Consider the following 22,988-nt stretch of genomic DNA (forward strand, 5'->3'; position numbering starts at 1 on the left):
ATAAAACAAAAATGCGCAGGGTGTTAACTTTTATACAAAGTTCACCGCTACGCATTTTTACCTGATAGCCAAGTTGCATTTCCCTTCAGTGAAACTCAAGAGGGGGCGATGCTTTAGGCAATACTCACCTTATTTTTTATGTCGAGACCAGTAGTCGTTAACCGTTTCTTTCATCTCTTTGCAAAGCAACATGATGCCGAACAAGTTTGGCAAGGTCATTACCACGATAGCCACAGCTGAAAGTGCCCAAACTAATGTGGTGTCAGAGAATGCAGCCCAAACGAAACCGGCGACGTAGATGACGCGATACGGCATTACGGAGCGAGGACCGAACAAATATGTCATAGCGCGATCACCATAATATGACCAAGCGATGGCGGTTGAGAACGCAAACAGCATAAGCCCAATTGACACGATATATTGACCGAAATCGCCAAAGAAACCGCGAGTAAAGGCAATGGTGGTGAGCGCTGCCGAGTGAACCAGTGACTTACCGCTTACTTCAAGGTTCTCTTTAACCGGCTTTCCGTCAACAATCTTAAGCGTGCCAGTAAACAAGTCTTCACTACCTACTGCATACTTCACGTCTTCTGCTACAGACCTAGCGTTAAGCAGTGTAAAACCATCGCTTACCGCCGTGCCGTTAACAACGGTAATTGAGCCATTATAAGGCTGTACATTGTTACCTTCAATTTCATTCAAGTAACCATATAGTTTGTTTACGTCATCCTGATTCGAGTCGTCGTATTGACCTGCAACAAAGTACATGTCTGAACGATCGAAGACGTTTTCGTGTTTTTCTTTCCACACGCCAGATGACAAAATAACCAAACCCGTTACGGTACAAATTAGAATAGTGTCGATAAAGGGTTCAAGCAGTGACACCATACCTTCAGACGCTGGCTCTTTCGTTTTTGCTGCTGCGTGAGCTATAGGTGCAGAGCCTTGACCCGCTTCGTTTGAAAACAAGCCTCGGTTAACCCCACGGTTAAACGCATAAGCTAACGACGCCCCCAAGAAACCACCTGCGGCAGCTGAACCAGTAAACGCATCACCGATAACTGCGGCAAACGAAGGCCCAATGTTGTCTAGATTAGCGAAAATAACCGCTAGTGCACCGATAAGGTAGATAACAGCCATAACTGGAACAACACGCGCTGTAAACGCGGCAATGCGTTGGATACCACCAAGAATTACCAAGGCTAGAAGAATACCCAGTACACTACCTACCATCCAAGGTTCGAAGCCAAACGTTGCTTCGATACTTTGCGCGATACCATTACTTTGAGGAAGGTTTCCGGTACCAAATGAGCTGACTACCGTTGCAACAGCAAATGCAACCGCTAACCACTTCATGTTTAGGCGACGGTCCATGTAATACATAGGGCCACCGGCCATGGTGCCGTCTTCTGTCTTTACGCGATATTTGTGCGACAGAGTAACTTCAACGAATTTTGTAGTCATACCCAAAAAGGCGGTTACCCACATCCAAAATAGTGCAGCGGGGCCACCAAGGAAAATAGCGAATGCAACACCTGAGATGTTACCTGTACCTACGGTACCAGACAGTGCGGTAGTTAGCGCGCGAAAGTGCGTGGTGTCGCCTGGATCGCTTTCTTTATCAAACTTACCGGTAACAACCTGCCAAGCATGTTTAAAGAAACGAATTTGCGGAAATTTAAGATAAACCGTAAAGAAAAGACCTACGCCTAACAGTACATAAGGAAACCAGAACGCGCCTCCTAAGAATCCATCGAGCATAGTTAGAAAACCATATAACCCTTCCAACGTTATTCCCCTTTTTTATTATGTTTAATTGTTGTTTTATTTTAATAATTAAAAGGCCTCTTTTTGTCGAGGCCTTTTTGCGGAAACTTTCGCTTCCTTATTTTTATTTTATTGCTCTGATGCTTTTAGCTTTTTAACAACTGCATTCACACCAATAAGTAAATCTTCACCTAATTGACGGCTACGCTGTACCGACCAACCGTAGATATCGTCCGGTACATCTGCATTGTCTTTAAATGGCATTTCCACCGTATATGCCATACATTTGAATTTCTCGCCCACCGCATTTGACGCTACGGTTAAATTAGCCTTGCCTGGCTCATCTTTATCGTAACCAAATTCATCTTGAAACTCTGGCGTAGCGTTCAACAGCGCATCTTTAAACGTATTTTCAAGCATTTTGATGGTGTCATTGTAGCTAGGGTTACCTTCACTTCCTGCGACAAAGTTGTACGGCAATGCCTCATCACCGTGCAAATCAAGATACATGTCTACACCAATTTCGCTCATTGCATTCAGTACGTAAAGTACTTCTGGGCTTTTTTCTTTCGATGGTGTCGCCCACTCACGGTTTAGATTGGTTCCTACAGCGTTGGTACGCAGATGACCGCGTGCGCTGCCGTCTGGGTTCATATTTGGCACAATGTAGAAAACAGCATTATCAAGCAACTGTCGCGCCAAACCATCTTGCTCGTCGAGCAGACGATAAATAATACCTTCGGCACACCACTCGGCCATGGTTTCGCCAGGGTGTTGACGTGCCGTGATCCAGACTTTTTTCTTTTCTGGTGTTTCTTCACCGATAACCAGCATAGACATATCACGGCCATCAAGGGTAAGGCCTAGGAATTTGTGCTCGCACAGTAGTGACATCTGCGCGTCGTGCACAAGATCAAGGTGACGTTCGTAGCTAAAAGGAATGAAATACGCGAAGTACACGCTTGGCTGTTCTAGCGTTAGTGAGAACGTAAGATTGTCACCGTCAAATTCGCTAGGAATTCTAAACCAAGTTTGACGGTCGTAAGACGCTAGAACGTTATATCCCTTCCAACCTTCTGGATACGCTGACTTAGCCAGATTACCAATCGTCATTGTGTGAGTTACAAAAGTTTCGCCCACTAAACGAAAATGGAACCACTGAGCAAATTCAGATTGGTTGTCGTTGGGAATGGTTAGACGGATATCGTCTGGTGATTGTGCGCTAACAACTTCAATGTTACCGCTGTCGAATTGACTGGAAATATGCATAGACTGTCGTTTTCCTCATTATTTGAGCGCTAATTTAGCATAGACGTAAACACAAATTCCACGCACACAGCGGGTTTTGTACTATCGAAAGTATACAAAATGTTTACACCATCAAAAAACCGACCACTTAGGTCGGTTTTTTATACAGTTAATTAAACTGCGTGTTGCTTAAAGCGGCAACGTAGGGAAACTAAGCCCTGCCATATCACGAACTACACGCAGTACCTGACAGCTGTAACCAAACTCGTTGTCATACCACACGTATAGTGTCAGGCGGTTATCTGCGGCGATGGTCGCCTGAGAGTCAACCACAGACGCAGCGCGAGAGCCGACTAAGTCTGTTGATACAATCTCTTTACTTGCCGTGTAGTCAATTTGGTGTTGAAGCTTTGAGAACAACGCGGTATCGCGCAAGAACTCGTTAACTGCAATGCGATCCACCGGCGTTTTAAGATTTAGGTTCAAAATCGCTAGCGATACATTAGGTGTAGGTACGCGGATAGCATTACCGGTAAGTTTACCTGCCAGTTTCGGGTACGCTTTGGCAACGGCTTTCGCAGCGCCCGTTTCGGTAATAACCATATTAAGTGGCGCACTACGTCCACGACGATCACCTTTGTGGTAGTTATCGATAAGGTTTTGGTCGTTAGTGTAAGAGTGAACGGTTTCAACGTGACCGTTTTCAATGCCATATTCTTCGTCTAGCGCTTTAAGTACCGGCGTTATTGCATTAGTCGTACAGCTTGCAGCAGATACAATTGTATCTTCAGGTGTTACTTCTTCGTCATTTACACCGTGTACGATGTTCTTGATGTCACCTTTACCCGGGGCAGTAAGGATAGCTTTCGCTGCACCCTTAGCTTTAAGGTGTAGGCCAAGGCCATCGCGGTCACGCCAAATACCCGTGTTGTCTACGATGATAGCGTTATCGATACCATATTGCGTGTAATCCACTTCATCTGGGCTGTTGGCATAAATGACTTGAATGTATGAACCGTTTGCTTTTAGCGCGTTACGCTCGTGGTCAACTGTGATGCTGCCGTTGAATGGCCCATGCACTGAATCGCGGCGCAGTAAGCTTGCGCGTTTTTCTAGGTCGCCATCGCGCCCGCCACGAACCACAATGGCACGTAAGCGAAGCTTATTGTTTTTACCCTGGCGTTCAATAAGCAAGCGAGCAAGTAAACGACCTATACGGCCAAAACCATATAGTACAACGTCCTGAGGTTTCTGGTCGTCCTCTTTATCGGCAACGTCGTTTAGTTTTTCGTTAAGGTAGGCCGTAAGGTCGTTGTTGTCGACCGCAGAACCGTAGTGAAAATCAAAAGCCAATTTACCAATATCAATTTGTGCAGGAGCAAGCTTCATGTTGCTCAAGGCTTCTAAGATTGGATAGCTTTCGCGTAGGCGTAGCTTAATACCTTCGTGCAGACGCACTTTGCGGTGCGCTTTAATAACATCAATAGCACTGGCGTTCAGTAGCGAGCGTCCATAAACCGAAATTTCAACTGCCTTATTGCGATACAATTTACCAATAAGGGGCAACATCATTTCTGCGTATTCCTGACGCTCTTGCCAGCTGCTTTGTAATTCCTGCTCAAACTGTTGATTCATGCTTCTGCCTTCATCGATATTAATTTAACGGTGTTGTCATTGTTGTATGCGCGGCCAATTTTTTTTGGCACAAACACACATAACTAATCCTAATTACGCGTCAGCTTTTTATTATTTTTAGGGTACACTAGGTGAGTTTTCGCCTGACGGTGACGAGCAGTATCTTAAATAAACAAGCAAGGAAGACCAAATTGTTGATAAGTTTCAAAACCTCTATGAAAACTCGTATAACAGAGAGTTTATTTAGTAAGTTTCCAACAAAAGGTTATGTAACGACGGTGTGGCTGGCAGCAGCGACAACACTGACGGGTTGTGGCGATCTTTTTGAACCTACTATCAGTGAAATTTGTGAATCTCACAGCGAGATTTGCTTAGATTTGAGTTTGGATGCCCGTTGTCGCGGCGAGCGAGCTGAGATTATTCGCTTGCGTTACTACAATCAAGATTCAAAAGACGACGCTTACAAGTACCCGCTCCTTCTGAACTTCGAAGAGTATCTAACCTGCGTTGAAGAAGTGCAGCATATCGAACACGTTAAACGCAAAGGCAAGGAAGCGACACGGCTAAAAGGCGTTATTACTGCTCAGCGTGAAATTAAACGCCTAAGCCGCGAGACGAAAGACTCCCTTGATCCTTACCTTTCTTACTATCATTGGACACGATATAACGACAAAGAGGCTTTTCATCGCTTTGAGCGCTACGCTGCCAGCAACCGTGTAAGCGATCCAAAGCTACTGGTCGCACTGGCCTCTGTTCAAATTAAAACAGACCAAAAGCGTACTATTGAAACCTTATATCGCGCGCTAAGTTTATATACAGATAGCGACGACATTGATGTCAGTATTTTCTACTCGCTTGCTTCAATGGGAATGGATATGGACAACTATCGCCTTGCCTATGTTTGGTATGGTGTGGCTGAAGCCTTCGATGAGAGACTTAACGACACTCAGCGTGTTCAACTTGGAGAACGCTATGCCCTTCCAGTAGGCATTCTAGATAACATTGTTGATGAAATAGTCAGTAATTTGAATAGCGCGACCTTCAACGCAGATTCATTGAAACTGGATAAGCTCTAATTTTTTGAAACTCAATTACACAATTTCATTGGTAAATAATTAAAAAAACCGCCGTTTATGGGCGGTTTTTTATGATTGGATCTCTCTACTTTCCACATGAGGTCAAAATTTAATCAGATGTTTACCTTAATCAAGCGCTCACCTAGGGCTTTTTAACCTTTAATTTGTGTATCATCTTCGCCTTTAAAGGTCATAGATAGCGAATTTACGCAGTAGCGTTGACCCGTTGGCGCAGGACCATCTGGAAATACATGGCCTAAGTGCGAGCCACACTGCTTACAAAAAATCTCAACCCTACGCATACCGTGACTCAAGTCTTCTCTGTAATCTACATTACCGTCATCAAGCTGCTTATAGAAAGAAGGCCATCCACAACCAGCATCAAATTTAGTATCTGAGGGGAAAAGTGGCGCTTCGCAGCACTTACACACGTACAATCCATCTCGCTGCTCGTCTAGCAATACTCCAGTGAAAGGTCGCTCAGTACCCGCTTCGCGGCATACATAATATTCCTCGTCAGTGAGCTCAGTTTTCCAGTCTTTTTTAGCTATTGATGCGTTTGCTTTTTCATCTGTCGACATAACTTACCTCTTAAAACAAAAAAGGTGTATTTGAAAACAAATACACCTTTTAATAGTTTACGCTCAATTATGAGCGCGTGTAACACTATTTAGCTCATACTATTTTTTGATAGCCGTTTGCGGACGTGCAGGATCACTCCACTCGATGTGATACTTTTTACCTGCTGGCTTATCTACACGCTGATAAGTATGTGCGCCAAAATAATCGCGCTGGCCTTGCAGCAAATTAGCAGGTAACACAGCTGTGCGATATGAATCGTAATAGCTTAGCGCCGACATCATGGCAGGGCAAGGCACGCCAGCCAGTGTCGCTTGGGCGATAGACTCGCGCCAATCAGATTGGTACTGTGTAATTTGTTCCGCAAAGAATGGGTCCATAAGCAAGTTGGCTAAGTCTTCGTTATTCTCGTAAGCCTGAGAAATAGACTGAAGAAATACGGCGCGAATAATACAGCCCGCACGCCATATTTTAGCTATTTCACCAAACTCCAGTGTCCAGCCGTGCTCTTTGCCTGCCATAGCCATTAACTGGAAGCCCTGAGCGTACGCACAGATTTTAGAGCAATAAAGCGCTTGCTCTAGCTTGTTGATGATCGACATTTTCTCATTATCGCTGAACGATGGCGCATCAGGGCCAGCAAGAACCTTGCTCGCAGCTACACGCTCGTCTTTCAAACTAGAAATACTGCGCGCGAATACCGCAGAAGTGATGGTCTGTGCCGGACTACCTACCTGTAATGCGCTTACTGCAGTCCAAAGGCCTGTACCTTTTTGACCTGCTCTATCTAAAATCACATCAACCAACGGCTGCTGTGTTTCTGGATCCATTTGCTCAAGAACTTCAGCACTAATTTCCATCAGGTAGCTATTCAGCTTGCCTTCGTTCCAGCGACGAAACACCTCTGCTATTTCAGCTGGCGCCATATGTAGCGCTTCGCGCATAACATGGTAAGTTTCGCAGATAAGCTGCATGTCGGCGTATTCGATACCGTTGTGCACCATTTTTACATAGTGCCCGGCTCCAACCGGACCGATGTAGGTCGCACATGGTTCGCCTTCTAACACTGGTTGACCTGGCGTATGGCTTTCTAATGGTTTACCTGTTTCTGGGTCAACCTTTGCAGCAATAGCTTTAAGAACAGGCTCAATGCGTGTCCATGCATAAGGGTTGCCTGAAGGCATAAGAGATGGCCCGAAACGAGCGCCTACTTCACCACCTGACACGGCGGTAGAGAAGAAGATAAATTTACCTTTGTACTGCTCTTCACGTGCTACAGAGTCTGTCCACAAACTGTTGCCAGTATCAACCACGATATCGTCAGCGTGAATTCCGGCGTCAATAAGATGATTGCAAACGTGGTCAACAGGATCGCCAGCAGGCACAGAGATAATAATAAGATGCGGGGCTTTTAACTTGCTTAAAAGCTCGGTGTAAGAACTGCAGCCTTCAACACGAGGCTCAGTATTTTCAGCTCTTTCGCTTGCGTCTTTGGCAAGAATAGACTCAACTTTGTTTTGGTCTAAATCGAAACACGCTACACGATAGCCATGGTCCACTAGGTTCATGGTTAGGTTACTACCCATCACCCCTAAACCGATAAAACCAATATCACACGACTTGTCTTCGTGCGAATTACCACCTTTCTTTTGCATAGGAACACCCTCACATTTCAGATGGCTGCGCATGATACCACCTGAAAGAATAAAGAACAGTCTAAGCTAACAATTTAGTGCGCAGTGGTGTAATTGTCACCAGCGGTAAACATTAACGGGTTTTGTAAGCTAGTTTAGCCGAGATTTTGGCACGCATTCAGCACCTGCGTTACGCGCTTTCGCCCATGCTGTATGAAATTCACACAAAGGTAAAGACTCTGTTTCTTATTCAGCTAACGTGTACTGAGTTTAGAGCCGTTTAGCGGTACTCTTAAATTCTTTAAAGGCATCCTTAACCAAGTATAAAGTCGTATTGTAAGCCATTATTCTATCCAGAGAACTGAGAAAAACTGAACAACGTTAGCGATTTGCTGGCCTGTAAAAACACCTTCTGAATGCAAATTGAAGGCTGTTCTTCAAGAGAGCTGTAGCGCGTATCCAAGTGCATGGTCCACCCTCCCCTGGGTATGACAGAAGGTAGGTGAAAACGCACGTCGCTTTCACTTGCATTAACACACAAGAACCAGTGCTCTGGCTTCTGGTCGCCCGTTACACAACCTTTTATTTCCACACCAAACGCTTTGTTATGATGCGCATTCCAGTCTTCAGACGCTTTGTCAGAACCATCAGGCTTATACCAATTTATTTCTTTTACATTTCGTGAGAGCGTAAAAGTATCATCGTGCAGCTTTAGTTCGCTTAACAGTGAAGAGGACTGGCGCAAACGGATCACATATTGGCAGAAGCTAAGAAAATCTTGCTTGCGCTTGTTTAATTCCCAATTCATCCAGCTAATAGGATTATCCTGGCAATAGGCATTATTATTGCCATTTTGGGTGCGGCTTAATTCATCGCCACCAAGAATATGCGGTGTACCTTGCGAGAAAATCAGCGTTGCAAAGAGATTGCGCTTTTGACGCTCACGCATAGCGAGTATCTGCTCGTCATTCGTTTCCCCCTCAATACCATAATTGGCAGACAGGTTGTGTCCATGGCCATCTCGATTTTCTTCTAAGTTATCGAGATTGTGACGTTCGGCGTAGGTCACCATATCGTGCAGCGTGAACCCATCGTGATATGTCACGTTGTTTACCGACGTACTGATATGTCGATGGCCTTTGTGAAATATATCTCGTGAGCCCATTAAACGGGTAGCAAAGTCCGCGGTAACGCCATCGTCTCCACGCCAGAAGGCGCGCACCGTATCGCGGTATTTATCATTCACCTCTAACCACGGAGACGGAAAGTTACCCACTTGGTAGCCGCCAGGCCCAATATCCCAGGGTTCGGCAAGCAATACCCTCTCTTTTAGAACAGGGTCGCTACTAATGGCTCTCAGCAGCCCAGATTTTTTACTATATTCTTGTGGCTCTCTTCCCAAGCATACTGCTAAATCGAAACGAAAGCCGTCAACGCCAATTACGGATACCCAGTGGCGCATGGCATCTAAAATAAGTCCCATCATAAATGGCTGCGCGGTATTTACCGTGTTACCACAGCCAGAGTGGTTGGAATAAACCAATTCTCCGTTTTTCGTTTGCTCTAATAAGTACGCTTGGTAAGGGCAAAACCCCTTATAAGAAAGAATAGGACCGCCATTGCCTGCCTCTGCTGTATGGTTAAATACCACATCAACAATAACCTCAAGTCCGGCAGTATGATAAGCATCTACCATAGACTTCAGTTCAGCAAGCGCATCTGACACACCGTAGCGTGGTTCAGGTGCAAAGAAGTTAACCGGGTTATATCCCCAATAATTGGTTAAGCCTTTCTCTGTAATAAATGGTTCAGGCATGAATGAACACAACGGCATAAATTGCACCGTGGTTATGCCTAATGCTTTGAGATGCTTGATGACACTCGGATGGGCAGCACCGATAAATTTGCCACGGTGTTCTTTAGGTACATCGGGATGGAGTTTTGTGAGCCCTTTAATATGTGCTTCGTAAACTACTCGCTTGTGTTTCGGTATAACAGGCGCGCTAACATGACTCAGCGCATAGTCATTTTGATCAATTACTATGCACTTGGGGATCATAAACTGAGAGTCGTGTTTGTATTGCCTAGCGTCCCATTTTATTGCGCGACTAATTTTCTTGGCGTAAGGGTCGATTAGCAGTTTGTCGGTGGGTACCGCATGTAACCCTCTCTCACCACGTTCTACGCGATAACCATAGTATTGTCCTGCGCTAACGCCGCTGTAACGACCGTGCCAAACATCACCAGTTTTCTCAGGCAAAGGATGCTCACTCACCGCCTCTTCTGTGTCACTATTGAAAAAACACAACACGACCGCCTTCGCATCGGGCGCGTATACGGCAAAATTACAACCATCTTGTGTAACTGTTGCGCCAAGTGGATATGCCTTCCCCATTCCACTTTCTACAATTAGTGCGGTGTCTCGAATTTCGTTCACTTCGTTCTCAATTTATCTCTTCACTAGGGCGTGTCGCCCTAGTCGGATTAATCCACATTGGCAACATAAAATACCGTGGCTAGCGGCGGTAACGTGATTTCTGCAGAGTGAGTACGCTCATTCCAAGGTATGGGTTGCGTATTTACAGTAGAAGCAACGTCGTAGTCACTACCCCAATATGCACCATCATCAGTGTTTAGTGCTAGCGTTAGCGTGCATGCATCATCTACGCCTATTCTGAAGTTCTGACGTGGCACAGGCGTAAAATTAGATACCACATATACTTTTTGCTTCGCATCTTTTGACATGCGAACAAATGAAACCACGCTTTGGTCTGCATTATTGTGGTCCAGCCAAGCAAAGCCCCCTGGTTCGTGGTCTTGCTCGTAAAGCGCTGGCGTAGACGTATAGAGGTGGTTGAGCGCCTTATAAAGCGCTTGAATGCCTTTGTGTTTTTCGTAATCGAGCAAGTGCCAGTCTAAACTACTGTCATGGTTCCATTCTCGTGCCTGCGCAAGCTCGTTCCCCATAAAGTTAAGCTTCTTGCCGGGGTGACCGTACATAAAGCCCGCGTAACAACGCAGGTTAGCGGCTTGCTGCCATTCATCGCCAGGCATTTTGTGCAGCATACTGCCTTTGCCGTGTACCACTTCATCGTGCGAGATAGGCAACACAAAGTTTTCGTCAAACGCGTAAACCATGCTGAAGGTAATATCGCCATGGTGGTAATTGCGGTATGCTGGGTCTTTAGCAATGTAATGTAATGAGTCGTGCATCCACCCCATGTTCCACTTAAAGCCAAAGCCCAAACCGCCATCAAATACTGGACGAGAAACCTTAGGAAACGACGTTGATTCTTCGGCAATTGTCATGGCGTCAGGGAAGTGCTTGTACACTTCTTCATTCATCCATTTCAGTAAACTAATGGCTTCGTAATTTTCGTTTCCCCCATCCACATTCGGGATCCACTCGCCGTCATTACGTGAGTAATCGAGATAAAGCATGGATGCCACTGCATCAACCCTGAGTCCATCAACGTGAAATTTGTCTAGCCAAAACAGTGCGTTTGCAACTAAAAATTGACGAACTGTGTCTTTGCCGAAATCGTAAATGCAAGAATTCCAATCCGGATGCCAACCTTTCCTCGGATCTTCATATTCATAAACACAAGAACCATCAAATCGCGCCAAGCCATGGCCGTCTTCCGGGAAATGTGCAGGTACCCAGTCGATAATTACACCTATACCTGCTTGGTGAGCCTTATCAACAAAGTATTTAAATTCATCTGGGTTTCCAAATCTACTCGTTGGTGCGAACATTCCCACGGGCTGATAGCCCCACGAACCGTCGAAAGGAAACTCGGAAATAGGCAGCAATTCAACGTGAGTGTAACCCATATCGCTGACGTAGCTTATTAAGTCATCGGCCAGCGCTTTATAAGTAAGATAGCGCGCATCAGTTTCAATACCCGGGCGCTTCCAAGAGCCAAGGTGCACCTCATAAATGCTCATTGGGCTGTTGTATTTATTCCCCTTTCGCTTTTTCATCCATGCACTATCATTCCACTCATAGTTATTGTGGTTGTAAGTTTTCGAAGCATGAGAAGGATACTGCTCTGCACTGAAGCCAAGTGGGTCAGCCTTGTGCGGTAGGTCGTGGCCGTGTGCATCTTTAATGTGGTACTTGTAGCGCTCTCCCTCTGCGAGTTCTGGCACAAACAGTACCCAGTATCCCATAGAGGTCTTTTCCATAGGATGCGTGCGGCCATCCCACTGATTGAAATCGCCAATGAGCGACACCGTGCTTGCATTGGGCGCGAAAACGCAGAACCTGACACCTTTTATCGCATCGCCTTTTGAAGAAGCGAGTGTTAAAAGTTGCGCGCCCGCTTGCTCATACAAGTTTGAAGGCTTGCTATCGATGTAGTGTACCGCATGATACGCCTGCTCGGAGAATTGATAAGGATCGATATAGCCCTTATCGTCATTCAAGCCTTCGGCGATAACGCGATAAACCTCACCCTGATATTCTTTAGGCAGCGGTGTTTCAAAAAGTCCATTTTTGGAGGTAACGGTTACATTTGCGAGCGCTGCATTCTCCCATTCAATCGTTATCTCGCTGACATTAGGACGCCAAACGCGAAGTACCGACTTCTGCTGATTTTTAACTACACCTAAATGGGAAAACGGCTGAGAACATAATACCTGTTCAAACTGCTGCGCTAATTGCATTCGCTACTCCTAGTAAAAACCCGCATGGCAGCGGGTTGAATTGTGAGCTTAAATGCGTTGTATACATTTAAGCTCTATCAAGTACCGTCTTGGTACTTTATCTTACTCGTTTAAGTTACCCAGGCAACCGCCTATTATCATTTCTTTGATAATGGCAATTAACCCTGGCTTGCTTGCTTTCTGGCATGAGTAAGTTTAGACGCCAACTCATTTATATCATGTCTATCGAACATCGACTCGATATTCTCTGTGAGTTTTCTTCGCCAGTTTGGATATTCGTCAAAAGTACCAGGAATATTGACCGGCTTATCCATTTCTAACCAGTCTTCCAATTGCAGGCTCAATAATGCGCTTGAGCCACCTGCCATATGCACCTGCATACCGTTATTCAGTTCGCGATTCATACCCGTATGATTAACATCGCGGCCTACATTATCGCCAATTGAACCGTGGCCGTGCAACGTATCAAGTATTGCCTGTTTATTTTCATGACGATCCGCATAAAGCGTTTGAAGGATTTCTTCTGTTGGATAAAGCCCTATTTCTTTGCCTAGCTCTAAATCTAAACAGTGCCAGTAACCAATCAGCGTTGGCATATCGTGAGTAGTCAACGTTGACATAGACTGAACAGGGTAATGGCTAGGTGAGAAGAAACCACCGTCTTCCGCTTGTTCGAAGAAAAATACGCGGTATGAGTACACGCCATTATCAGCAAGCTTGCTGCGAATTTCTTCGGGTACAGTACCCAAGTCTTCACCGATAACCAGGCTCTGATTGCGGTGACTTTCTAGCGCTAGAATACCGAGTAAATCGTCTACAGGATAATAAACATAGCCGCCATCTTTAGCGTTATCACCTTTCACAACCCACCATAAACGCAGCAACGCCATGACGTGATCGATACGCAATGAGCCTGACGACGCCATGTTAGACGCAAACAGGTCAATAATGGGCTGGTAACCCTGTTCATACAGCTTACGAGGGTCCATAGGCGGCAACCCCCAGTTCTGGCCTAGTGGGCCCAAGATATCCGGTGGAGCACCTACACTTGCGCCTGTGCAGTATAGGTCTTTGTTACCCCAAATTTCCGCACTGCCTTCACTAACGCCTACCGCCAAGTCGCGATAAAGACCAATGGTCATGCCTGCATCAGTAGCTTTGTTGCTTGCAAGCTCAAGCTGTTGGGCGGCAATCCACTGTAGGAACAAGTAAAATTTGACGTCTTGTTCGTTTGTACTCTTAAACTTAGCCACGGCTGGGTTGTAATAGTCTTTGTATTCTTGTGGGAATACCGGCCATCCCCAGCTGTCTTTACCTTCAGCTTTTAGGTGCGATTGCAAAGCGTCGTACACCGCTAACATATCTAAGCTTTCACCGCCCGCTTCTACGAAGGCTTTAAACGCTTTATTTTGCTTGGTGCTTTTACGAAGGTATTTGGCATCGTAAACATCAAATACTGTTTTAAGCGCAGCCAATTTCACATGGGCGACTGCCTCGTAGTCTACATGTTCTACGTTACGTGCATGTTCAAGCGTGGCTTTAAATTCATCGCTATTAACTACGGTTTGTACTGATGCATCGTCATAGCCGTCAATGGCAGTCACATCGATATACAAATAATTAAGCCAACGACGTGAGCTTGGCCCATAAGGCGAGCACGCGTTAGGGTTTGCAGGGTAGAGCGCATGAATAGGATTAAGTCCGATAAAGTCTGCGCCAACGCCAGCGGCTTTTTCAATAAGCAGAGCTAAATCAGAAAAATCACCAATCCCCCAGTTCTTTTCACTGCGAACGCAGTAAAGTTGAACGCTTAAGCCCCATATTTTTTTGCCTTCTTTAATTTCGTTTGGCGTGTAGCACGCTTCTGGTGCCACAATTAAGCGAGAACGCGCAAACTCATCGTCATCAGCGCTTAAGGCTACATCGTGATAACCAAGGGGCAAATCCAAAGGCAGTGTTACTACGTATTCATGAAACTCTACATCGTCGATATGCGCCATCGTCGTCATTTCTTGGTCAACTGGCGTAAATTGATGAGTGAGCACGTCACCATTTTCACAGGTGACCGTGAGCGTGTGATCATCGTTCACTAACTCGATAGGCAAACGAACAGCTAGATTAATTTCTTGGGTATTGCGAACCACTTGAACAGGATTTAACGGCGACAACCATACCGACTTTATATCTTGTGTAATTTGTGACTGAATTTTTTCATCACTGCTGGTGTCATAGCCAAGTGTGTTAAGCAGTTTTGCTTTACTTGATTCTGCGATGGTTGCTGGCTTTCCCCATGCGTCGACGTATTGGGTTTCAATTCCCCGCATTTCAACCAGTTGTTGCAGAAGTTGTTGTGTCATGGTGTGTCATTCCTGTTATTCGGTAAAAGACGCAAAGCAAATTAAGCATAGTGCGTCTACAAACAAATTTTTAACATTATTCTAGAAACAAGGGCTTGGCGATATCTGAATACGATTGCAATAGCACTTATTCGTAATTTTGCAACACTTTGGCTTTTTATTTTGCTAATTATGGCATTTTGATCCATACTTTACGTAATTTATTTTCATTTTATTTAAATAATCGGGGTACGTTATGACAATTCGCATCGGTATCAATGGTTTTGGCCGTATTGGACGCCTAGTAATGCGCGCAGCAGCAGAGCGCAACGACATCGAAGTTGTTGCAATAAACGACTTACTAGACACGGACTACATTGCTTATCTATTGAAATACGACTCGACTCACGGTTTATTCGACGGTGAAGTTACAGTAGATAACAATAGCCTAGTTGTAAACGGCAAAACTATCCGCATTACATCTGAAAGAGATCCAGCTGCACTTAAGTGGGATGAAGTAGACGTTGACGTAGTTGTTGAATCAACAGGTTTGTTCCTGACTAAAGAAACTGCCGCGAAGCATATCGAAGCTGGCGCGAAGAAAGTTGTTATGTCTGCACCTTCTAAAGATGACACGCCTATGTTCGTTATGGGTGTTAACCAAGAAAGCTACGCTGGCGAAACTATTGTTTCAAACGCGTCTTGTACAACTAACTGTCTTGCTCCACTTGCCAAAGTGCTTAACGATAAATTTGGCATTGTAGACGGTTTGATGACAACGGTTCACGCAACAACTGCAACACAGAAAACGGTAGACGGTCCTTCAATGAAAGACTGGCGTGGTGGTCGTGGTGCTGGTCAGAACATCATTCCATCATCAACCGGTGCAGCAAAAGCAGTAGGTAAAGTTATCCCTGAGCTTAACGGCAAGTTAACAGGTATGGCTTTCCGTGTACCTACGCCAAACGTTTCAGTAGTAGACCTTACTGTAAACCTTGCGAAGCCTGCTAGCTACGATGAAATTTGTGCAGCAATGAAAGAAGCTTCAGAAGGCGAGCTTAAAGGTATCATGGGTTACACAGAAGATGCGGTTGTGTCTAACGACTTCCTTGGCGACGCTCGCACATCGGTATTTGACGCCACTGCAGGTATCGCACTTACTGATACATTCGTTAAACTCGTTTCTTGGTACGACAACGAATGGGGCTACTCAAACAAGGTTCTAGACCTTGTGGCTCACATTTCTAAGTAATTAACGGTATTAAGCTAAAATAGTTAAACTATTCACGCTAAAGTTGAGTTAATCTAAAGGTGTAAACACGGCGTTTGCACCTTTTTTGTTTTTCGTGGTCGTAAACACGCATAATAACGATATTCCAGCGACATACGCTTTCCCGTCGCTTACCCTTTGTTGTTTTCTTATTAGTCCAAGGAGGGCTTATGCCACCTGTGAGTTCAGTTACCGTTAGTGAGTCTAATGGACTTACCTTTTTAGACGTAGATAATGCGTTTGCCTCTGCGCGTATTAGCCTATTTGGCGGTCATATCTTGTCATATGTGCCTAAAAGCGATGGCAGAGAGCGTCTTTGGGTAAGCCCCCATGCTTACTTGAACGGAGAGCGACCTATTCGCGGTGGTATTCCGGTATGCTGGCCTTGGTTTAGCGATGATCACGGTCGAGAAAAAGGTGCCCTCCCCGCTCACGGCTTTTTGAGAACACAAGTGTGGAAGCTGATTCATTCAGAAGATACAGAAAGCGGAACAACGATTACGCTTTCGCCAAGCTTTACCCGAGCAGAAGGGTTTGAGAATGATTGTAACGTGACCATGGTAATTACAGTTGGTGAGACGATGGACGTTGCGTTAACTACAGAAAATACGGGTGTTGTACCATTCGAATTTAACTGTGCGCTACATACATATTTCCACGTTGATCACATTCAACATACCCAAATAACTGGAATTGAAGGTCAATATAAAGACAAACTTGACGACTGGGGACTTAAGACGACACCGAGTCCTTACACCATCACAGGGGAAACGGATCGCATTCATGTTGCGCCGATTAAAACAGCAGAAATTGAAGTCGAAGGCAACACGTTTACGGAAGTGGTATCCGACGGCAATGACTCTATGGTAGTGTGGAACCCGTGGTTAGGCGCAGCGTCTATTTCAGACATGGACCCATTTGGCTATAAGCATATGTTGTGCGTAGAAACATCGCTAACTCAGGGAAAGACACTGTCCCCCGGTGCTAGCCACACACTGAAACAAACTATTGTTCCGAAGTAAATTATTTGAAGTGCAAGCGCAATTTCGCTGACACTTTGGAAGGTAGACAGTCGCAGTTCACGATCAAGAGATATAAAAAAACCTGCCAATGAGCAGGTTTTTTCATTTAAAGGTTCAGCAAATTACTGTTTAGCACCCGCAACAGCTTCTTTTGCTAGCTGCGTAATACGCGCCCAGTCACCTGATTCAATTGCGTCGTCAGGGGCAAGCCACGAACCACCTACACATTTAACGTTGTTAAGCGCTAAATAGTCATTGTAGTTGTTTGGACCAATGCCACCCGTTGGGCAAAACGTCACATCAGGGAAAGGACCACTGATTGACTTAATGGCTTTAACGCCACCTGAAGCCTCTGCTGGGAAGAATTTCATGTGGGTATAACCCGCATCTTTACCCTTCATCAAATCAGAAGTTGAAGAGATACCAGGGATAAGTGGAATTTCTGAGTCCATACCCGCTTTTAGCAAATCAGCCGTCATACCTGGGCTAATTGCGAACTTAGCGCCAGCTTCAACTACCGCTTTAAGCTGCTGGGCGTTAGTCACGGTTCCAGCACCAATTAGCGAGTCAGGCACTTCTTGTGCAATTCGCTTAATCACGTCAATAGCAGCAGGGGTACGTAGCGTTACTTCCAGTACTTTAATACCACCTTCCATCAGCGCTTTTGCCAGAGGAACCGCTTTTTCTACGTCATTGATTACCAAAACAGGTACAACTGGACCGGCCGCAAAAATTTCCTCTGGAGAGTATTTCCATTTCGTTGTCATAATTTAGCTCGCTGTATTTTGATTCAGATATGCAGCCGCACCCAATAAACCATGATCAGGTTCTGCAATTAAATAGGTGGGAATGTCTTTCACGTAGTGCTTCATTTGCCCTTTCGCTTCAAAACGCGCTCTAAAATCGCTATTTTGAATAAATTCAGGGAAACGGTTAGCAATACCACCACCAATGAAGATGCCGCCCGTGGTCGCCATGTTAAGTGCTAAATTACCCGCAAAGCTTCCCATAATTCGGCAGAATTGGGTAAGCGTCGCTTCAGCAATTTTACAGGTACCGTTCAGCGCAGCGTCAGTGATTTGAGCCGGCTCGGTAAATACAACTGGTGCTGATGCGTGGTTTGCTAGCGCGGTGTAAATATTATGCAGACCGCGTCCAGACATTACTTCTTCAGCAGAAGCACGTCCTAAGGTAGATTGAAGGTGACGCCATACGACAACATCGGTTTCATCTACCGGTGCAAAGTCTACATGACCACCTTCACCGTCCAGCGTCTGCCAGCCAGTTGAGGTCATTGTAATATGCTCAACACCCAATCCTGTACCAGGTCCAAAAACAGCGATATTGCCATTTTCTTTCGCAGTGCCTTCGCCAATTTGTACCACTTGCTCTTCGCCCAATACAGGCAAAGAGTGCGCTACGGCAGTGAAGTCATTGATAACGAACAACGCGTCTAGTTTAAGCTGAGAGCGAAGTGCATTTTGAGAAAATGCCCAGCTGTGATTCGTCATCTCGACTTGATCGCCCAATACTGGACATGCAATTGCAATACAACCTTGCGAAAAGCTGTATTCCGGCATGTCGCTAAAGTATTGTGCAATAGCAAGGTCTATGCTGGCGAAATCATTACACATATATTTTTTGATGTCGGCTACACCTGACTCGGTTACCCTTGCAACACGAATATTCGTACCGCCAACATCAGCCACAAACTTCTGGCTCATTATGCTTGCTCCTGCGTGTAAAACAGTGAACATGCACCCTCTTCTGCACCCGTCAGAATAGCGCGCATACCCGCAAACATTTCACGTCCCATTCCAACGTGATGCTTAGCTAGGTTCGCTGGCGCTGCTTCACGTGCAGCCAGTGTTTCATCGTCCACATGCAGTGTTAGTGCACCAGTTTGTGTGTTTAGCTCAATAATGTCGCCCTCTTGCACTTTAGCAAGTAGACCGCCTTTATAAGCTTCTGGAGTCACGTGGATAGCTGCAGGAACTTTACCTGATGCACCAGACATACGACCGTCAGTAACTAGCGCCACTTTAAAGCCGCGATCTTGAAGCACCCCAAGAGGTGGCGTTAAGCGGTGAAGTTCTGGCATACCAATCGCTGAAGGACCTTGGAAGCGAACAACTACAATGCAGTCTTTGTCTAACTTGCCAGACTTAAACGCGTCATCGAGTTCAAACTGGTCTTCAAACACAACCGCTGGTGCTTTGATATTACAGTGAGGCGTGCGAAGTGCTGAGGTTTTAATAACACCACGACCAAGATTGCCGTCAAGCACACTCAAACCACCATCTGGCTTAAACGGTGCGTCAACAGTTGCTAGTACTTCTTTATCAAGGGATTCAGTTGGGCCGTCTCGCCATTCTAATTCGCCGTCTTTAAGCACAGGCTCTTTAGTGTAGAAGTCTAAGCCTTCACCACAAATAGTCTTAACGTCGTTATGTAGTAGACCCGCATCAAGCAACTGTCTAATTAGCAATGACATACCACCTGCTGCAACAAAGTGGTTAATGTCAGCTGAGCCATTCGGGTAAATGCGAGTAAGAAGAGGCACAGCATTAGAGATGTCTGAGAAGTCGTCCCAATTTACGATGTAACCTGCAGCGCGTGCTACCGCAATAAGGTGCATGGTGTGGTTAGTAGAACCACCCGTAGCAAGAAGACCTACAAGGCCGTTCACAATGGCTTTTGCATCTACAATGTGACCAATTGGCGTATAGTTGTCGCCAAGGTCAGTTAAGCGTGTTGCTTGAACCGCAGCCGCTTTAGTTAACGCGTCGCGCAAAGGTGTGCCCGGATTAACAAACGACGAACCCGGAAGGTGCAAGCCCATCATTTCAACCACTAGCTGATTCGAGTTTGCCGTTCCATAGAACGTACAGGTACCCGCAGAGTGGTAAGATTGAGATTCAGCTTCAAGCAACGCGTCACGCCCTACCTTACCTTCGGCAAATTCTTGACGAACACGGGCTTTTTCTTTGTTTGGAAGACCCGATGGCATTGGACCGGCTGGCACAAAAACGGTTGGCAAATGACCAAACGTTAGTGCGCCCATTAGTAGCCCAGGAACGATTTTGTCGCAGATACCTAGCATCAGTGCGCTATCGAACATGTTGTGAGAAAGCGCAATGGCAGCCCCCTGAGCAATGTTATCACGGCTCATTAGGCTTAAGTCCATGCCAGACTGGCCTTGTGTAACACCATCACACATAGCGGGTACGCCACCTGCGAACTGGGCTACGCTGCCTACCTCTTTCACTGCATCCTTAATGAGCGCAGGATACGTCTCGTAAGGCTGGTGCGCTGAAAGCATATCGTTATACGCAGACACAATTGCCACGTTGGCTTTGGTCATTGAACGAAGATCTGATTTTTCGCTTGTTCCACATGCTGCAAAGCCGTGAGCAAGGTTACCGCATGACAACACACCACGGTGTGGTCCTTGACGTCGTGCACTCTCAATTTTTTCTAGATACGCCTTACGCGTTTCTTTACTACGCTCGATAATTCGTTGCGTAACTTCAGCAATTTTTGGATTCATGTTTGTCTCCTATGGCGCCCACATCAAAGTAACCGGCGCGCGGTTAACTACGGCGGTGATGGGCTTTTGCGCTTCGGTGGCATTTTCAATAGCATCAAGTAAGACTTGTTTTTTCTTCTCGCCTGTTAAATGCAAAAAGATATTACGGCTATTGAGTAACGCTGGTAGCGTTAATGAAATACGTTGATGAGGTGCTGTTGTAGGTTGAACAGCGATGCAGGTTCTGCCGCTGCTCATATCTAAGCCGTCAAGTACTTGTTCAGAGCAAGGGAAAAGTGATGCAGTGTGACCATCTTCCCCCATGCCAAGAATCAATGCATCAAAAGGTTGTGACATGCTAGCCAGATTTGACTCTGCGGCATTTACGCCTTCGTTTGCATCATTAGCATCGCTTTTCAATTCGATAAAACGAGCTGCTGCGGCTTTATTTTGAATTAGATTATTTTTGACTAGGCTGGTGTTGCTGGCCTCGTGGCCCTCTTCAACCCAGCGCTCGTCGGCAAGGGTGATATCAACCTTATCCCACTCAAGTTCGGTTTCACTTAGTTGTTTAAAAAGCGCCAGCGGTGTACGACCACCACTAACGACAAGCGAAGCTCGACCGCGAGTTTTAATACCTGTTTTTAAAATGCTGACTAAGTCTTGCGCAAATGCATCAGTCAGCGCATCAGGTGTTTCAAATGATAGAGTTGTTAACGCCATATTACTTTTTCTTCCCTGTTTTACTCTCGTACCAGCTGCGATTTTCGCGAGCAAGAAGACCTATAGAGTCTACCGGCCCCCACGTACCTGCTTGATACGGTTCTGGCGGCTCGCTCGATTGCTTCCACGCTTCAAGAATTGAGTCTACCCACGTCCAAGCTTGCTCAATTTCGTCACGACGAACGAATAGCGCCTGATTACCCAACATAACTTCAAGAAGGAGTTTTTCGTATGCGTCAGGAATACGCTCATCGGCAAACGCTTCAGAGAAACTTAGGTTTAACTTGGATTTTTGTAGATCCATAGAGCCTGAGCTGGTTAAGCCAGGTACTTTATTCATTACGGTGATTTCTACACCTTCGTCTGGCTGTAGACGAATAACGAGCTTATTGGGTGGGAGATTCTTGAAGCTGTCACCGAACAAGTTGTGTGGCTGACGCTTGAAGTAAATAACAACTTCACTCACCTTAGTTGGCATGCGCTTACCTGTGCGTAGGTAGAACGGCACACCAGCCCAACGCCAGTTGTCAATTTCCGCTTTAATAGCGACAAAGGTTTCGGTTTTACTTTGCGTATTAGCACCTTCTTCTTCAAGGTATCCAGGCACTTCTTCGCCCTTCACGAAACCAGAGGTATACTGACCGCGTACTGTGCTGTCATTAATATTAAACGAGTTAATCGGACGAAGCGCTTTAAGCACTTTCAATTTTTCGTCACGAATGCTGTCAGCGTCGAGCGTTGTCGGAGGCTCCATCGCTACCAAACTTAAAATTTGTAGCAAGTGGTTTTGCACCATATCTCGCATTTGACCCGCGTCGTCAAAGTAACCCCAACGCCCTTCAATACCCACTGACTCTGCAACTGAGATTTGAACATGGTCAATGCAGTTGTGGTCCCAGTTAGTAGCAAAAATAGAATTGGCAAAACGCAGTGATACTAGGTTTAGTACTGTCTCTTTACCAAGGTAATGGTCAATGCGGTAAATTTGCTTTTCGTCGAAGTATTCTGCAACTTGCTCATTGATCACTTTAGACGATGCCAAATCGTGACCAATTGGCTTTTCTAGCACAACGCGAACGCTTGAGTCGATAATTTTGCAGCTATGCAGGCCACGACAGATATCACCGTATATCGCCGGTGGCGTCGCTAAATAACAAACCATGGTGCGGCTTGGGTCAACGTGGTCGTCTAATACGCAATAGCTTTCAACGTCCTTCATGTCTACGCATGCATAGTGCAAACGCGCTTTCATTTTTTCCCAAGTGGCTTCACACAAGTTCTTCTCGCCAAACTTGATTAGGTTGGCATGAACTTCTTCAATATAGGCATCCAGCTCCATTTCTTGACGCGCAACACCCACAATAGTGGTGTCTGGGTGCATCAAGTTTGCTTTTTCAAGCTGATATAAAGAAGGCAACAACTTGCGTCGTGAAAGATCTCCCAGTGTACCGAAAAGTACAAAATCACAGGGTTCGTAGGAATTATCCAATACCATATTCGT

General features: G+C 45.6%; 16 protein-coding genes. 3 read left to right on the top strand and 13 right to left on the bottom strand.

Translation table 11 applies throughout. The features are described from left to right. Nucleotides 1–129 precede the first annotated feature (129 nt). The 3 genes from AWH61_RS14395 to AWH61_RS14405 form a co-directional block, all read right to left on the bottom strand. On the bottom strand, nt 130–1,788 hold the full coding sequence (locus AWH61_RS14395; RefSeq protein WP_075177437.1) for an alanine/glycine:cation symporter family protein: 1,659 nt from the start codon (nt 1,786–1,788) through the stop codon (nt 130–132). A 108-nt stretch (nt 1,789–1,896) separates the two neighbouring features. Next, a complete protein-coding gene (locus AWH61_RS14400) occupies nt 1,897–3,036 on the bottom strand; it encodes a M14 family metallopeptidase (RefSeq protein ID WP_039225346.1) in 1,140 nt (379 codons plus the stop codon). A gap of 168 nt (nt 3,037–3,204) precedes the next feature. Further along, nucleotides 3,205–4,650, bottom strand: a complete 1,446-nt coding sequence (locus tag AWH61_RS14405) for a glyceraldehyde-3-phosphate dehydrogenase (RefSeq protein ID WP_014979588.1) — start codon at nt 4,648–4,650, stop codon at nt 3,205–3,207. Between the two features lie 191 nt (nt 4,651–4,841). Here AWH61_RS14405 and AWH61_RS14410 point away from each other — a divergent pair, with 191 nt between their 5' ends. Further along, nucleotides 4,842–5,726, top strand: coding sequence for a DUF2989 domain-containing protein (locus AWH61_RS14410; RefSeq protein WP_039225585.1), 885 nt, complete (start codon nt 4,842–4,844; stop codon nt 5,724–5,726). A 152-nt stretch (nt 5,727–5,878) separates the two neighbouring features. Here the strand turns inward: AWH61_RS14410 and msrB are convergent, their stop codons facing one another. The 5 genes from msrB to malQ form a co-directional block, all read right to left on the bottom strand. After that, nucleotides 5,879–6,307, bottom strand: coding sequence for a peptide-methionine (R)-S-oxide reductase MsrB (gene msrB, locus AWH61_RS14415; protein ID WP_039216559.1), 429 nt, complete (start codon nt 6,305–6,307; stop codon nt 5,879–5,881). A gap of 99 nt (nt 6,308–6,406) precedes the next feature. Next, entirely contained in the window at nt 6,407–7,960 is a 1,554-nt protein-coding gene (gnd, locus tag AWH61_RS14420; RefSeq protein ID WP_069944591.1) for an NADP-dependent phosphogluconate dehydrogenase, read from the bottom strand. 328 nt (nt 7,961–8,288) lie between these two features. Beyond that, entirely contained in the window at nt 8,289–10,376 is a 2,088-nt protein-coding gene (gene glgX, locus AWH61_RS14425) for a glycogen debranching protein GlgX (RefSeq protein WP_083605962.1), read from the bottom strand. Nucleotides 10,377–10,423: 47 nt separating this feature from the next. Beyond that, nucleotides 10,424–12,607 (bottom strand): 1,4-alpha-glucan branching protein GlgB, encoded by a 2,184-nt coding sequence (gene glgB, locus AWH61_RS14430; protein ID WP_075177438.1) that lies wholly within the window; start codon nt 12,605–12,607, stop codon nt 10,424–10,426. 158 nt (nt 12,608–12,765) lie between these two features. Next, nucleotides 12,766–14,964 (bottom strand): 4-alpha-glucanotransferase, encoded by a 2,199-nt coding sequence (malQ, locus tag AWH61_RS14435; RefSeq protein ID WP_075177439.1) that lies wholly within the window; start codon nt 14,962–14,964, stop codon nt 12,766–12,768. Between the two features lie 235 nt (nt 14,965–15,199). Here malQ and gap point away from each other — a divergent pair, with 235 nt between their 5' ends. After that, nucleotides 15,200–16,195 carry a type I glyceraldehyde-3-phosphate dehydrogenase gene (gap, locus tag AWH61_RS14440; protein ID WP_014976817.1) on the top strand — a complete coding sequence of 332 codons (996 nt, stop codon included), beginning with the start codon at nt 15,200–15,202 and terminating at the stop codon, nt 16,193–16,195. Nucleotides 16,196–16,383: 188 nt separating this feature from the next. Beyond that, complete coding sequence (locus tag AWH61_RS14445) at nt 16,384–17,235, top strand: D-hexose-6-phosphate mutarotase (protein WP_075177440.1); 852 nt, start codon at nt 16,384–16,386, stop codon at nt 17,233–17,235. Nucleotides 17,236–17,357: 122 nt separating this feature from the next. On the opposite strand, the gene AWH61_RS14450 is transcribed toward AWH61_RS14445, so the two are convergent. The 5 genes from AWH61_RS14450 to zwf are packed head-to-tail and all read right to left on the bottom strand — an operon-like array spanning nt 17,358 to nt 22,982. Then, nucleotides 17,358–18,002 carry a bifunctional 4-hydroxy-2-oxoglutarate aldolase/2-dehydro-3-deoxy-phosphogluconate aldolase gene (locus tag AWH61_RS14450; protein ID WP_014949849.1) on the bottom strand — a complete coding sequence of 215 codons (645 nt, stop codon included), beginning with the start codon at nt 18,000–18,002 and terminating at the stop codon, nt 17,358–17,360. A gap of 3 nt (nt 18,003–18,005) precedes the next feature. Then, entirely contained in the window at nt 18,006–18,959 is a 954-nt protein-coding gene (locus AWH61_RS14455; RefSeq protein ID WP_014949850.1) for a glucokinase, read from the bottom strand. Continuing rightward, nucleotides 18,959–20,785: a phosphogluconate dehydratase gene (gene edd / locus AWH61_RS14460; protein WP_014949851.1), complete on the bottom strand. Its 1,827-nt coding sequence runs from the start codon at nt 20,783–20,785 to the stop codon at nt 18,959–18,961. Before edd ends, AWH61_RS14455 begins: the two co-directional genes overlap by 1 nt. Before the next feature lie 9 nt (nt 20,786–20,794). Continuing rightward, nucleotides 20,795–21,487: a 6-phosphogluconolactonase gene (gene pgl, locus AWH61_RS14465; RefSeq protein WP_069944511.1), complete on the bottom strand. Its 693-nt coding sequence runs from the start codon at nt 21,485–21,487 to the stop codon at nt 20,795–20,797. A gap of 1 nt (nt 21,488) precedes the next feature. Further along, nucleotides 21,489–22,982, bottom strand: coding sequence for a glucose-6-phosphate dehydrogenase (gene zwf, locus AWH61_RS14470; protein ID WP_014949853.1), 1,494 nt, complete (start codon nt 22,980–22,982; stop codon nt 21,489–21,491). Between the last annotated feature and the right edge of the window lie 6 nt (nt 22,983–22,988).

Source organism: Alteromonas sp. W12 (assembly GCF_001924945.1).
Classification (GTDB): domain Bacteria; phylum Pseudomonadota; class Gammaproteobacteria; order Enterobacterales; family Alteromonadaceae; genus Alteromonas; species Alteromonas macleodii.